Below are 13930 nucleotides of genomic sequence, written 5' to 3' on the forward strand. Positions count from 1 at the left end.
TATTGCACGGTTCCGTGCAGATCCGTCGTGGTTGCTCGCGCAGTTCCCCGCGCCCCTCAACGGGGCACGGGGAGTAGGAAGCCCTCCTCCACCAGGGACCGGATCGCTTCCGGCGTCCGGTCCCGCAGGACCACCTCGTCCTCCCCCAGCAACTGCGCGATCGCATCCAGAATCTGCCCCGCACTCAGCGACCCGTCACAGACCCCCGCGAAGCCCGCCCCGACCGTGTCGACCCGCGTCGCCCGCCGCATCCCCCGGTGCTGACGCAGCACCACGTGCTCCGGGTCCTCCGTCCCCGGCGCCCCGATCTGCTCCTGCACGACCTCGTCGGCCAGCTCGAAGTGCCCGGCCAGCAGGGCCGCGTCGTCGTGCGCCCGCAGGTAGTCCTGGAGCTCGAAGTGCCGCCGTACGACCTCCCCGAGCGGCTGCTCGACCGGATGCGGCCACTCCTCCACCACCACCGACGGCGTGTCCCACGCCGCAGCCGACTTCCGCAGCGTGATCCAGCCGAAGCCGACCCCCACCGTCTTGCGCGCCTCGAACTCGTCCAGCCACGCCTCGTACCGCGCCGCGTACTCGGCCGGATCGCTGCGGTGATCGCCCCCGTCCCGCAGCCACAACTCCGCGTACTGCGTGATGTCCTGGACCTCCCGCTGCACGACCCACGCGTCGCACCCACGCGGCACCCAGGAGCGGAGGCGGTCCTTCCACTCCTCGCCCTCGACGTGCTCCCAGTTGGCCAGGAACTGCGCGTACCCGCCCTCGTTCAGCCGCGCCCCCGCCTCCTGGACGAGCGTCCGGCACAGGTCGTCGCCGCTCATGCCGCCGTCGCGGTACGTCAGTCGGGCACCCGGCGAGATGACGAACGGCGGATTCGAGACGATCAGGTCGTACGTCGCCTCCCCGACCGGCTCGAACAGCGAGCCCTCCACCAGCTCGGCCTCCGTCGCCCCGGACAGGGCCAGGGTCAGCCGGGTGAAGTCCAGCGCACGGGGGTTGAGGTCGGTGGCGGTGACCCGCACCGCGTGCTGCGCGGCGTGCAGCGCCTGGATGCCCGAGCCCGTACCGAGGTCCAGGGCGGAGCCGACAGGCGTGCGTACGGTGATTCCGGCGAGCGTGGTGGACGCGCCGCCGACGCCGAGCACGACGCCCTCCTGACGGGTCCCGGCGCCGCCCGCACCACCGACCGCGCGCCCCAGGTCGGACACGATGAACCAGTCCTGGCCCTCGTCCCCGCCGTACGGCCGGACGTCGACGGTGGCGCGCAGCTCGTCGCCCTCGCGGACCAGCCAGCCGTCGGCCACGCACAGGTCCACCGGGAGCACCCCGGCGAGGCGGGCGGCCGGGACCGACTCCTGGAGCAGGAAGACCCGTACGAGAGCCGAGAGGGCCCCCTCCGCCCTGGTCGCCCGCAGCGCGGGCACGGTCTCGCCGCGCGCCAGCGCACTGTAGGCGGGCGCGCCGAGCAGGTCGAGCAGCCCGTCGGCGGTGAAGGCCGCCGCGAGCAGGGCCTCCCGGAGGCGGGCGGCACTCCCGGCGGCGGGCAGGGACTCGGGCAGGGGCGCGGAAAGGCTGGTCTGACTCACCCGGCCATTGTCGCCGCTGCCACTGACAATCGCGGTACGCCCGCATCCCTGCCACGGCCCCTCGGGCCACGAAGGGCCACGAAGGAGCCCTGCCACGGCTCCCCGGGCTACGACGGGCTCGTCGTCGCCCCCGCGTTCGAGCTCGGGCAGAAGATCTTCGGCGCGGGCAGCTTGTCCGCCTTGCCGAGGTCCGCGCCGATCTTGTCCAGCGCCTTCGGGAACTCCTTCGACGCCGGGTCCAGCGCCTCGGCCTGCTTCTTCAGCTCGTCGTAGGCCTTCGCCTTCGCGTCCAGGTTCTTGATCATTTCCTTGTGGTCGCGCTCACCGTTGTCGACCGGCGGAACCCCGGCCTCCTTGAGCGCCTTGATCCTGTCCCGGGCGGCGTCGCCGTACATCTGGAAGGCCTGGATGTCGACCTTCTTGAGCTCTTCGGGCTTGCCGTCGGCGGCGACGGAGCTGATCAGCTTCTCGGCCTTGGTGGCCTTCTCGACGGCCGCCTTCTCCTTGGGGCAGTACGACTTGGACCATTCCTTGGCCTTGTCCTCGGCGTCGTCCCCGCAGCCCGAGAGGGTCGCCATCATCACGAGTACCGCACCGCCGGACAGCGCGGCCGCAAGCTTCTTGTTCACCGGATTGGTCCCTTCCAAGGTTCTCGGCCCCGGAACATACACGCCAAGTGGCCTACGCCCGCGTGTCGGGCTTCCCATTCCTCCGGCATTGAAGCCATTTGCACCAAGAGTGCGCCGGGTGCGCGCCCCCTTCCGTGCTCCCGGACGCACGAACGGACGGCACGTCAACACGCGCCGCCCGCCCGCTCTCTGACCTGCCGTTACGTGATCCTCTACGGCACCGCCTTCGTCGTCACGGAGGGCTCGGCCTGCACGGGAACGGCCGCCGAGTTGCCTTCGTCACCACCGGCCGCACCGCCGGCGGCCGTGTCGCCGCCGGCCTCGTCGCCCATCACGATGCCGCGCCGCTTGGACACGTACACCGCACCGACGATCACCCCGAAGGCGATGACCGCGACGACGGCCCGTACCCACGGATTCGCGTCGACGCCGAAGCTGAACTGCACCACGGCGGGCGCGATCAGCAGCGCCACCAGGTTCATCACCTTCAGCAGCGGGTTGATGGCCGGGCCCGCGGTGTCCTTGAAGGGGTCGCCGACGGTGTCGCCGATCACCGTCGCCTCGTGCGCCTCGCTGCCCTTGCCGCCGTGGTGCCCGTCCTCCACGAGCTTCTTGGCGTTGTCCCAGGCACCGCCGGAGTTCGCCAGGAAGACCGCCATCAGCGTGCCCGCGCCGATCGCGCCCGCGAGGTACGAGCCGAGCGCGCCGACGCCGAAGGTGAAGCCGACCGCGATCGGCGCCATGACGGCCAGCAGTCCGGGCGTCGCCAGCTCCCGCAGCGCGTCCTTCGTGCAGATGTCGACGACCCGTCCGTACTCCGGTTTCTCGGTGTAGTCCATGATCCCGGGGTGCTCGCGGAACTGCCTGCGCACCTCGTAGACCACGGCCCCCGCCGATCGGGACACCGCGTTGATCGCCAGCCCTGAGAAGAGGAAGACGACCGCGGCGCCGAGCATCAGCCCGACCAGGTTGTTGGGCTGCGAGATGTCCATGGAGAGGTTGACCGGGGTGCCCTGGCCGCCGGTCACGATGCCCGCCTTCTTCGCCGCGCCCAGGATGGCGTCCCGGTACGAGCCGAAGAGCGCGGCCGCGGCGAGCACGGCCGTCGCGATGGCGATGCCCTTGGTGATGGCCTTCGTCGTGTTGCCGACGGCGTCCAGGTCGGTGAGCACCTGCGCGCCCGCACCCGTCACGTCGCCGGACATCTCGGCGATGCCCTGCGCGTTGTCGGAGACCGGCCCGAAGGTGTCCATGGCGACGATGACGCCGACGGTGGTGAGCAGCCCGGTCCCGGCCAGGGCGACCGCGAAGAGGGCCAGGATGATCGACGTGCCGCCGAGCAGGAAGGCTCCGTACACACCGAGTCCGATGAGCAGCGCGGTGTAGACGGCGGATTCGAGCCCGATCGAGATGCCCGCGAGCACCACGGTCGCGGGCCCGGTCAGCGACGACTTGCCGATGTCGCGCACCGGTCGCCGGGTGGTCTCCGTGAAGTACCCGGTGAGCTGCTGGATCAGCGCCGCCAGCACGATGCCGATGGCGACGGCCACCAGTGCCAGCAGCCGCGGATCGCCCCCGTGCCCGGCCACGGACGCGTCCGCGCCGTCCAGTTCCCGGTACGACGACGGCAGGTGGACGAACACGGCCACCGCGACCAGCACCAGCGAGATCACGGCGGAGATGAAGAAGCCGCGGTTGATCGCGGTCATGCCGCTGCGGTCGGTCCGCCGGGGTGCGACGGCGAAGATGCCGATCATGGCGGTGATCACGCCGATCGCGGGCACGATCAGCGGGAACGCGAGCCCCGCGTCGCCGAAGGCCGCCATGCCCAGGATCAGCGCGGCCACCAGCGTGACGGCGTACGACTCGAAGAGGTCGGCCGCCATGCCCGCACAGTCGCCGACGTTGTCGCCCACGTTGTCCGCGATGGTGGCGGCATTGCGCGGATCGTCCTCCGGAATGCCTTGTTCCACCTTGCCGACCAGGTCGGCGCCGACGTCGGCGGCCTTGGTGAAGATGCCGCCGCCGACCCTCATGAACATGGCGATGAGGGCCGCTCCCAGACCGAAGCCCTCCAGGACCTTCGGGGCGTGGTCGGCGTACACGAGGACGACGACGGCCGCACCGAGCAGGCCGAGGCCCACGGTGATCATTCCGACGACGCCGCCCGTACGAAAAGCGATCTTCATCGCTTTGTGCGAGACGACTTTCAGATCCTTTTCCGCCTCACCGGGCGCGGGAGTCGCTTCCCGCGCGGCAGCCGCAACACGCACATTACTGCGCACGGCCAACCGCATGCCGATGTATCCGGTGGCCGCGGAAAAGATCGCGCCCACGAGGAAGAACAGCGAACGCCCTATCCGCTGCGAAGTGTTGTCCGCCGGAAGCAGCAGCAACAGGAATACCACCACTACCGCGAAGATCCCCAGAGTGCGCAACTGCCGCATCAGATAGGCATTCGCGCCTTCCTGCACGGCGGCGGCGATCTCCTTCATGGAGTCGGTGCCCTCGTCCGCCGCCAGCACCTGGCGCACCAGCAGCCGGGCGACGATCAGTGCGGCGACGGCGACCGCCGCGATGACGATCACGATGAGTCGGTTGTCGTCGGTGAGTGAGACCGCGAGGTTCGAGAAGTGTTCGGACTGTGGGGAGTTGAAGAGTCCCGCCATTCGTCCTCCTTGACGCGCAGAGCTCAAGATGTGGACGGATTCTAGGTAGCGGAAGCTGATCTCAACAGACCGCCGTAAATTTGATCTCCGGAAATGATTTTGAAGCGGCCCGGAAAAGACGAAAGGCCCTGCTCAGCAGGGCCTTTCGCATATCAATTACGGAAATGCTTTCAGGGCATTACCACCGCGGAGGCGGTGGGCCAGCTCATCCGGATCGAACCGCCGCTTTCCCCGCCGACGACTTCGACGTCGTCGACCAGTCCGCTGATGACGGCGAGGCCCATGTCGTCCTCGCCGTCCGCTTCGAGGTCCACGCCCCGCGAGCCCGCCTCGGGTGCGCTGCGCGCGCCCGGGATCGCCCCCGCGGGTGCCGGCACCTCGTCGCTGACCTCGATGGAGAAGGTCTTCTCCTCCTCGGTCAGCGCCACCTTCACCGGTGCCGTGATGTTGTTCGTACGGTGCAGGCCCACGGCCCGGGAGCACGCCTCACCCACCGCGAGCCGGACCTCGTCCAGCACCGCCTCGTCGACCCCGGCCCGACGCGCCACGGCGGCCGCCACGAGGCGGGCCGTCCTGACGTGCTCGGGCTGGGCGCTGAAACGGAGTTCCACGGTGGCCATTGCGCATCCCCCTCGGACGTACGGGCGTGCATCCGCGAGGGTCCGGGCGATGAGGCCCGGCACCCCGCGTCGTACTGCTCTGAGCTTGTTGTTCACGCCGATGGGCGGCGCGTACCGCTACGCCGGTGAGGGCGCTTCACGTCCGCGCGGCGCGGTCGTGATTCCGGCGGACCGGACCAGAAGATGTCAGTCGGTCGCCGCGACGGCCTCGTCGACCGTCGTGTGGATCGGGAACACCTTGGTCAGTCCGGTGATCCGGAAGATCTTGAGAATGCGCTCCTGGTTGCAGACCAGACGCAGCGAGCCCTCGTGGGCACGCACACGCTTCAGTCCGCCCACGAGCACGCCGAGGCCGGTGGAGTCGAGGAAGTCCACGGCCTCCATGTCGACGACCAGGTGGTAACTGCCGTCGTTCACCAACTCGACCAACTGCTCGCGCAGCTTGGGCGCGGTATACACATCAATCTCGCCACCGACCTCGACGACCGTACGGTCGCCGGCAGGTCCGGTCACGTTGCGAGTCGACAGGGACAGGTCCACGGATCCTCCAGCACCTTGCTATCGAGCGGCCGTCCCCCTGAGGTCTCCCCGGCGGAGCCAGAGGACGGAACGCCAGCCGCGATGGCATTCAATCACTTACCAGCAGGCGAGCACGACGCCTTGGGACCATTGTCCGTCACGCCAGTGACACACTCGGCGGTGATGGCCAAGAATCCCCGTCCCGGACGACCTCCCCAGAGCAGGGCCCAGGCCCCGTCTCCCGGCGAGGTCCTCGCCCGTCTCTCCGCAGGGGAGAGCCGGGCCGCTCGCGTCACTCATACGGAGCACTTGCCCGCCCGGGAGGGCAGCCATGCGGTGTGGCCGGACCGTATCCGCAGCGAAGTGATCGCGGCGATCGAGACGGCCGGGATCAAGGACCCCTGGACCCACCAGGCGCAGGCCGCCGAGCACGCCCTGGACGGCGAGTCCGTGGTGATCGCCACAGGGACGGCCTCGGGCAAGTCCCTCGCCTACCTCACCCCGGTCCTCAGCGCCCTCCTGGACGGCTCCGAGGCCCCCAACGGCCGGGGCGCCACCGCCCTCTACCTGGCCCCCACCAAGGCCCTGGCGGCCGACCAGCGGCGCGCGGTGAAGTCCCTGGCGGCCCCGCTGGGCAACGCGGTCCGCCCGGCCGTCTACGACGGGGACACCCCCGTCGAGGAGCGCGAGTGGGTGCGCCAGTACGCCAACCTGGTCCTCACCAACCCCGACATGCTGCACCGGGGGATACTCCCGTCCCACCCCCGCTGGTCCTCCTTCCTGAAAGCCCTGCGTTACGTCGTCATCGACGAGTGCCACACCTACCGGGGCGTCTTCGGCTCCCACGTCGCCCAGGTCGTACGACGACTGCGCCGCCTGTGCGAGCGGTACGGCGCCAGCCCGGTCTTCCTCCTCGCCTCGGCCACCTCCGCCGAACCGGCCGCCTCCGCGAGCCGCCTGACCGGCCTCCCGGTGAAGGAGGTCGCCGACGATGCCTCACCCCGCGGCGAACTGGTCTTCGCCCTGTGGGAACCCCCTCTCACCGAGCTGCACGGCGAGAACAACGCCCCGGTCCGGCGCACCGCCACCGCCGAGACCGCCGACCTCCTCACCGACCTGGTTCTGCACAACACCCGCACAGTCGCCTTCGTACGCTCCCGGCGCGGGGCCGAGCTGATCTCCTTGATCGCCAAGGAACGCCTCGCCGACCACACCGACCGCTCGCTGCCCCGCCGGGTGGCCGCCTACCGGGGCGGATATCTCCCCGAGGAACGCCGGGCCCTCGAAGCGGCCCTGCACTCCGGCGAACTCCTCGGTCTGGCCGCCACCACGGCCCTCGAACTCGGCATCGACGTCTCCGGCCTCGACGCCGTCCTCATCGCCGGCTATCCCGGCACCCGCGCCTCCCTCTGGCAGCAGGCGGGCCGCGCGGGCCGCTCCGGCGACGGCGCGCTCGCGATCCTGATCGCCCGCGACGACCCCCTGGACACCTACCTCGCGCACCACCCCGAGGCCCTCTTCGACCAGCCCGTCGAGTCCACCGTCCTGGACCCCGACAACCCCTACGTCCTCGCTCCGCACCTGTGCGCGGCCGCCTCCGAACTTCCCCTCACCGCGACCGATTTCGCCCTCTTCGGTCCCGCCGCCGAGCCCCTCCTCCCCTCCCTCGAAGCCGCGAACCTGCTCCGCCGGCGCGGCAAGTCCTGGTACTGGACCCGCCGGGAGCGGGCCGCCGACCTGGCCGACATCCGGGGCGGGGGCGGCAGTCCGGTCCAGATCGTCGAGGAGTCCACCGGCCGCCTCCTCGGCACGGTCGACGCCGAGGCCGCCCACACCTCCGTCCACGAGGGCGCCGTCCATCTCCACCAGGGCCGCACCTATCTGGTCCGTCGCCTCGACCTGGAGGACTCCGCCGCCCTCGTCGAGGAGGCCAGCCCGCCCTACTCCACGACCGCCCGCGACACCACCGCCATCTCGGTCCTCTCCACCGACGAGACCGTCCCCTGGGGCACCGCGCGCCTGCACTACGGCTCTGTCGAGGTCACCAACCAGGTCGTCTCCTTCCTCCGCCGCAAACTCGTCACCGGCGAGGTCCTCGGCGAGACCAAGCTCGACCTCCCGCCCCGCACACTGCGCACCCGCGCCGTCTGGTGGACCCTCACCGAGGACGACCTCGACACCGCCCGCCTCACCCCGGAGATCCTCCCGGGCGCCCTGCACGCCGCCGAGCACGCCGCCATCGGCCTGCTCCCGCTCTTCGCCACCTGCGACCGCTGGGACATCGGCGGCGTCTCCATCCCGCTCCACCCGGACACGCTCCTGCCCACGGTCTTCGTGTACGACGGCCACCCGGGCGGCGCGGGCTTCGCCGAACGCGGCTTCCACACCGCCCGCGCCTGGCTCACCGCCACCCGCGAAGCCATCGCCTCCTGCGAGTGCGACGCGGGCTGCCCCTCCTGCATCCAGTCCCCGAAGTGCGGCAACGGCAACGACCCCCTCCACAAACGCGGCGCCCTGCGCCTCCTCACCACCCTCCTGAACGCGGCCCCGGACCCCGCCTGACCCCGCCCCGTCGGCTGCGCGGGTCCCTACCGACGGGCGGCTCCACCGCAGGGCCGCGACCGGCCACCGCACCCCCGCCCGCCCGGCGCCCCGCACCTCCCGCTCCGGCCCGGTCGCAGCACCCCCCGGGCCCGCCCGCGCCCGCACCACCGCCTCGTACGGTCCCGCCCCCGCCACCACCGACACGTCCGCCACCTCCCCCCGTACCGCACACCGCACCACCCGCACCCCCTGCGCCCGGGCCACCTCGGCGGCCCGCCCGCACGCCGCCCGCTCGCCCCGGGCCCACTCGGTCGCCGCCGCCAGGGCCGCCAGGTCCGCACCGCCACCGGCCCGGTGCCGCGCCACCATCGCCTGGCCCATCGCCAGCACCCCCGCACACACCACCCCGAGCAGGGCCACCACGCCCAGCACCCACACCGTCGCCGACCCGCGGTCCGCGTCCGGCCCCCGCCCCGGCCGCCTCACGCCCCCACCCCCACCGTCTCCTCCGCCAAGGCCACCGCCTCGGCCCGCAGCGTCAGCCCCAGCGGCCCCGGCCCCGGTGCGGGAGCCTCCACCACCACCCGCACCAGGTCGCCCTCCCGCCGGAACCCGACCTTCGCCCCGTCCGGAGCCGCCTGCCGGGCCACGGCCTCGGCCGCCGCCCGCGCCTCCTGCCGTGCCGCCGCCCGCGCCCCCGCCCGGGCGGCGTCCACGCACTGGATCTGCGCCGCGGCCGCCAACAGCGCCCACACCAGCGCCATTCCGAAGAGCACCAGCACCGGCAGCGCCATCGCCGCCTCGGCCGTCACATACCCCCGGTCCGCACCCCGCCGAGCTCCCCGCCGCCCCTCAGAACTGCACATCGAGGGCCCTCTCCACCGCCGCCTGCAACGCCCCCGAGACCGCCCCACTGGTGACCACCTTGTAGAGCACCGCGGCGAAGGCGCATGCGGCGATCGTCCCGACGGCGTATTCCGACGTACTCATCCCGGCGTCCCCGGACAGCCCGCGCCCCCGCACCCGCGTCCACGCCCGGCCCAGCCCCCACACCACTCGCACCCGCATCGTCTTCCACATCTCAACCTCCCGAGTCCACACACCACTTGAGCCATTTGAACCACGTGAGCCACTTGCGTCATGCGCCTGCCAGCAGCCCGTCCGCCAGCCCGATCACCACCGGAACCACCCCCACCACCAGGAAGGCGGGCAGGAAGCAGAGCGACAGCGGCACGACGATCAGCACGGCCGCCCTGTTCGCCCCGGCCTCGGCCCTGCGGGCCCGTTCCGCGCGGAGCCCGTCCGCGATCCGGGCCACCGGTCCTGCCGCCGGCGCCCCGCTGACGCCGGCCCGCGCCAGGCATCTGGCCAGTCCGGCGGCGCCGGGTATCGCCCCCAACCGCCCCCACGCCTCGGCCGGTTCACCCCCGAGCCGCAGCTCCGCCGCCGCCCGCGCCAGCCGCTCCCCGACCGGCCCGCCGAGCGACTCGCCCACCGCCCTGGCCGCCTCCCCCGGCCCCGCCCCCGCGGCCACGCAGGCCGCCATCAGGTCGGCCGCGAGGGGGAGTTGACGCACCGCCGCCGCGTCCTCGGCCGCCGCGGCCCCCGTCACCCGCCGCCCCCGCAGCCACTTGCGCACCCCGGCCCCGGCCATCGCCCCGACGAGGCAGCCCCACACCCCGCCGACCAGCACCCACCCGGCGACCACCGCCGCCGCGGGCCCGCCCCAGCCCCGCGCCCACTCCGCACCGGCCCGGAAGTCCCCACGCCGCCGCCGCACCATCGCCGCCTCGACCGCCAGCAACGCCACGAGCCGCCGCCTGGCCTCCTGCTCCCGGCGTCTGCCGGCCACCGCGAAGGCCACACACCCCACGGCCGCCACGGCCGACACCACTACCCCCAGCCTGTGGACAACGTCCCCGTTCATGCACCCTCCCCCTCTCCGCCCCGTACGATCCGACGCGCCCACAGCAGGCCCGCCGCCTCCAACACCCCGCCCGCCACCAGGCAGCCGAGCCCCAACGGCGTGTGCAGCAGCACCCGCAGCGGGTCCGCGCCCATCGCGCTCCCGATCAGCACGCCCACCACCGGCAGCAGGGCGAGCAGCCCGACCGTCGACCAGGCCCCGGACAACCGGGCCCGCAGCAGCTCCCGCCGGTCCCGCTCGGCCCGCAGCGCCGCCTCCAGCCGGTCCAGCCCCGCGGCGAGCCCCGCCCCGCTGCCCACCGCCACCTGCCAGCACACGGCGACCCCGATCAGCCCCTCGGCCCCCGGCTCCCGCGCGGCCCGGTGCAGGGCGGCGGGCACATCACCCCCGAACCGGGCCGCCGCCAGCACCTCGGCCTCCGCCGCCCCCAGGCCCCCGGTGTCCGCCGCCGCGACGAACAGGGCCTGCCCCGGCTGGCTCCCGGCCCGCAACTCCCCGCTCACCGCCCCGCACAACGCGATCACCCGCTCCCCGCACCGCTCCCGCTCACGCCGCACCTCCCGCGCCCGCAGCCGCCGTCCGACCACCGGCACGGCCACCGCGCCCAGCAGCAGCGGAATCACCGACTCCCCGAGCGCCGCGACCAGACCCGCCACCGGCACGCACCACCACTCCGGCCGCCCCCGTTCCCGTACGAGATCCCGCAAGCGCTCCCAGGGCGCCGGCCGCACCTCCTCGGCCGCGCCCCCGGCCATCACCAGCCGGGCCCTGCGCAGCCCCTGCTCCCAGCCGACCAGCAGCCAGGCCGCCAGTCCGGCGCACACCATCGCCGCGTACGCGGTCGGCCCCAGGGGGTTCACCACGCACCCCCGATCAGCTCGCGCAGCCGGGGCCAGCCCCGCTCCCGCACGAACCCGTCCGGCCCCCACCGCAGCGCGGGCACGGTCACCACCAGGCCCGCCGCGTCCCGCTCCAGGACGTGCATCTCGGCGAGCCTGCGCCGGCCGCCCCGGTCCCGTACGAGATGCAGCACCACCGAGAGCGCGGCCGCGACCTGGCTGTGCAGCGCGGCCCGGTCGAGCCCGGCCGCCGTCCCCAACGCCTCCAACCGGGCCGGAACATGGGCCGCCGCGTTGGCGTGCAGCGTGCCCGCGCCGCCTTCGTGACCGGTGTTGAGAGCGGCCAGCAGGTCCGTCACCTCGGCCCCGCGCACCTCCCCGACCACCAGCCGGTCGGGCCGCATCCGCAGCGCCTGGCGCACCAGGTCCTGAAGGGTGACCCGGCCCGCACCCTCCTGATTCGGCGGCCGGGACTCCAGCCGCACCACGTGCGGGTGGTCCGGCCGCAACTCGGCCGAATCCTCGGCGAGCACGATCCGCTCCTGCGGGCCGACCAGCCCGAGCAGGGCCGACAGCAGCGTCGTCTTGCCCGCTCCCGTGCCCCCGCTGATCAGGTACGACAGCCGGGCCTCGACCAGCGCCCGCAGCAGCACGTCGCCGCCGGGCGGCACGGTCCCCGCCGCCACCAGCTCCTCCGGGCGGAACGCCTTCGGCCGCACCACCCGCAGCGACAGACAGGTCCCGCCGACGGCGACCGGCGGCAGCACGGCGTGCATCCGCGTGCCGTCCGGCAGCCGCGCGTCCACCCAGGGCCGGGCGTCGTCCAGCCGCCGCCCGGCAACCGCAGCGAGCCGCTGGGCCAGCCTGCGCACGGCCGCCCCGTCCGCGAAGACCACGTCCGCGAGCTCCAACCCGGCCCCCCGGTCCACCCACACCCGGTCGGGCGCCGAGACCAGCACGTCACTCACCGAGGGGTCGGCGAGCAGTGGCTCCAGAGGCCCCGCACCCACCAACTCGTTCCTCAACTCGGCCGCCGCACCCAGCACTTCCGCATCCCCCAGCAGCCTCCCCTGCGCCCGCAGCGCGGCGGCCACCCTGGCGGGCGTCGGGTCGGCCCCGGACTCGGCGAGCCGCTGACGCACGGCGTTCAGCAGTACGGTCGCGCTCATCCGGAACCACCCCCGACCGTGGCCCGCTCCCAGAAGGCCGTGCAGAACCTGGCCAGCGGCCCGCGCGGGCTGCCGCCCGGCGGCTCCCCGTCCGCGAGCGCCTCCCAGAGCCCCGGCTCGGCGGGCAGTTCGCCCACCAGGGGCAGGTCGAGCGCCTTGGCCACCCACTCCTCGTCGAGGCCCGCCGTGTACGGCCCCCGTACGACGGTCCGCAGGTCGCCCAGCACTATCGAGGCACAGGCGGCGACCCGGCGCGCGGCGGCGACCGCCCGCAGTTCGCCCGGCACCACGAGCAGCCCCAGGTCCAGCTGCGCCAGTGCCTCGGCGACGCTCTCGTCCACCCGGCGCGGCAGGTCCACGACCACCACGCCGCCGGAGCGCCGCGCCGCGGCCAGCACCGCCCGCATCGCCTCGGGCGGGATCGTCACGGTGTCGCTGCGGTCCCAGCTGAGCACCCGCAGGTCGTGCAGCCGGGGCAGGGACTCCTCCAGCGCCGCGCTCGCCACCCGCCCCCGGGAGGCGGCGAAATCCGGCCACCGCATGCCCTGCGCACTCTCGCCTCCGAGAAGGACGTCAAGGCCTCCGCCGAGCGGGTCGCCGTCGACGAGCATGGTCCGGCGGCCGGTGCGCGCCGCCGTGACGGCCAGGGCGCACGCCAGGGTGGAAGCACCCGCTCCGCCGCGCCCGCCCATCACCCCGACGGTGAGCGCCTGTCCGCCGACGCCCTCCGCCGCGTCGGCGAGCTGGTTCACGAGCCAGTTCTCGGCGTCGGGCAGCCGCAGCACGTAGTCCGCGCCGATCTCGACGGCCCGCTGCCAGACGTGCGGGTCGTCCTGGTCGTGCCCGACGAGCATGACGCCGCGTCTGCGCACCGCACCGCGCACCCGTGCGGCCGCGTCGTCCCCGACGAGCACGATCGGGGCGGCTTCCCAACTCCCCTGCCGCTGCGGGACTCCGTGATGGACTTCCGGTTCCGCGCCGGCCGCGGCGCACAATCTCAGCAGATCGTCGAGGAGTTCCACATCCTCGGTGACGATCAGCGGTCCGCCCCGGCCCGCTTCGGCGGCCGACAAGCGGTCGGGTGTGATCGATCCAGCCACGATCTCCGCCCCCTCTCACTGCGATCTCAAGCGATTCCCGACATCCGCGAAGTTCGCGGCGGGGAATCACCGTGCAGCGATCCGGGAAATCATGTGGATCTTGCTCGAAAACTGTGGACAACTCATCGGTTGTGAATATTCCGCTCACCCATACCAGTGACTTCCAAGGGGAACGGAACGACTACGCAGAGTCACGAGTTGAGTGAGTACGAAGGCGCCGTCGACGCGCGAAGACAGAGGGAGGAGTCACGCGATGCACAGGGATCAGAGGCCGCCACGGGCCCCGAAAAAGCATCCGGACATGCGACGACCCCCGCCGGGGGGGAGA

At 73.0% G+C, this 13930-nt stretch carries 12 protein-coding genes and 1 pseudogene; 1 reads left to right on the plus strand and 12 read right to left on the minus strand.

Annotated elements, in window-relative coordinates; genetic code table 11:
* Positions 1 to 56: 56 nt before the first annotated feature.
* The 5 genes from ACIO3O_RS28330 to ACIO3O_RS28350 all read right to left on the minus strand — a co-directional run bounded on the left by ACIO3O_RS28330 (position 57) and on the right by ACIO3O_RS28350 (position 6044).
* Positions 57 to 1586: a methyltransferase gene (locus tag ACIO3O_RS28330; RefSeq protein WP_401750598.1), complete on the minus strand. Its 1530-nt coding sequence runs from the start codon at positions 1584 to 1586 to the stop codon at positions 57 to 59.
* Positions 1587 to 1693: 107 nt separating this feature from the next.
* Positions 1694 to 2215, minus strand: a complete 522-nt coding sequence (locus ACIO3O_RS28335; RefSeq protein WP_401750602.1) for a small secreted protein — start codon at positions 2213 to 2215, stop codon at positions 1694 to 1696.
* A gap of 212 nt (positions 2216 to 2427) precedes the next feature.
* Complete coding sequence (locus tag ACIO3O_RS28340; protein WP_401750605.1) at positions 2428 to 4884, minus strand: sodium-translocating pyrophosphatase; 2457 nt, start codon at positions 4882 to 4884, stop codon at positions 2428 to 2430.
* A gap of 170 nt (positions 4885 to 5054) precedes the next feature.
* A complete protein-coding gene (locus ACIO3O_RS28345; RefSeq protein ID WP_401750608.1) occupies positions 5055 to 5504 on the minus strand; it encodes an ATP-binding protein in 450 nt (149 codons plus the stop codon).
* 186 nt (positions 5505 to 5690) lie between these two features.
* Complete coding sequence (locus ACIO3O_RS28350; protein WP_401750611.1) at positions 5691 to 6044, minus strand: STAS domain-containing protein; 354 nt, start codon at positions 6042 to 6044, stop codon at positions 5691 to 5693.
* Between the two features lie 81 nt (positions 6045 to 6125).
* Here ACIO3O_RS28350 and ACIO3O_RS28355 point away from each other — a divergent pair, with 81 nt between their 5' ends.
* Positions 6126 to 8585, plus strand: coding sequence for a DEAD/DEAH box helicase (locus tag ACIO3O_RS28355; RefSeq protein ID WP_401750614.1), 2460 nt, complete (start codon positions 6126 to 6128; stop codon positions 8583 to 8585).
* A gap of 186 nt (positions 8586 to 8771) precedes the next feature.
* On the opposite strand, the pseudogene ACIO3O_RS28360 reads toward ACIO3O_RS28355, so the two are convergent.
* The 7 genes and pseudogenes from ACIO3O_RS28360 to ssd all read right to left on the minus strand — a co-directional run.
* Positions 8772 to 9053: pseudogene (locus ACIO3O_RS28360) on the minus strand (Rv3654c family TadE-like protein); the annotation flags it as partial.
* Positions 9050 to 9433, minus strand: a complete 384-nt coding sequence (locus ACIO3O_RS28365) for a TadE family type IV pilus minor pilin (RefSeq protein ID WP_401750616.1) — start codon at positions 9431 to 9433, stop codon at positions 9050 to 9052. The pseudogene ACIO3O_RS28360 and the gene ACIO3O_RS28365, both read right to left, overlap by 4 nt.
* Positions 9420 to 9647 (minus strand): DUF4244 domain-containing protein, encoded by a 228-nt coding sequence (locus ACIO3O_RS28370; protein WP_401750618.1) that lies wholly within the window; start codon positions 9645 to 9647, stop codon positions 9420 to 9422. Before ACIO3O_RS28370 ends, ACIO3O_RS28365 begins: the two co-directional genes overlap by 14 nt.
* Before the next feature lie 58 nt (positions 9648 to 9705).
* Complete coding sequence (locus ACIO3O_RS28375; RefSeq protein ID WP_401750620.1) at positions 9706 to 10494, minus strand: type II secretion system F family protein; 789 nt, start codon at positions 10492 to 10494, stop codon at positions 9706 to 9708.
* Complete coding sequence (locus ACIO3O_RS28380; RefSeq protein WP_401750839.1) at positions 10491 to 11321, minus strand: type II secretion system F family protein; 831 nt, start codon at positions 11319 to 11321, stop codon at positions 10491 to 10493. Before ACIO3O_RS28380 ends, ACIO3O_RS28375 begins: the two co-directional genes overlap by 4 nt.
* 29 nt (positions 11322 to 11350) lie before the next feature.
* Entirely contained in the window at positions 11351 to 12502 is a 1152-nt protein-coding gene (locus ACIO3O_RS28385) for a TadA family conjugal transfer-associated ATPase (protein WP_401750623.1), read from the minus strand.
* A complete protein-coding gene (gene ssd, locus ACIO3O_RS28390) occupies positions 12499 to 13602 on the minus strand; it encodes a septum site-determining protein Ssd (protein WP_401750626.1) in 1104 nt (367 codons plus the stop codon). The genes ACIO3O_RS28385 and ssd overlap by 4 nt, the downstream gene beginning before the upstream one ends.
* Between the last annotated feature and the right edge of the window lie 328 nt (positions 13603 to 13930).

The organism is Streptomyces sp. NPDC087440, assembly GCF_044744005.1.
Classification (GTDB): domain Bacteria; phylum Actinomycetota; class Actinomycetes; order Streptomycetales; family Streptomycetaceae; genus Streptomyces.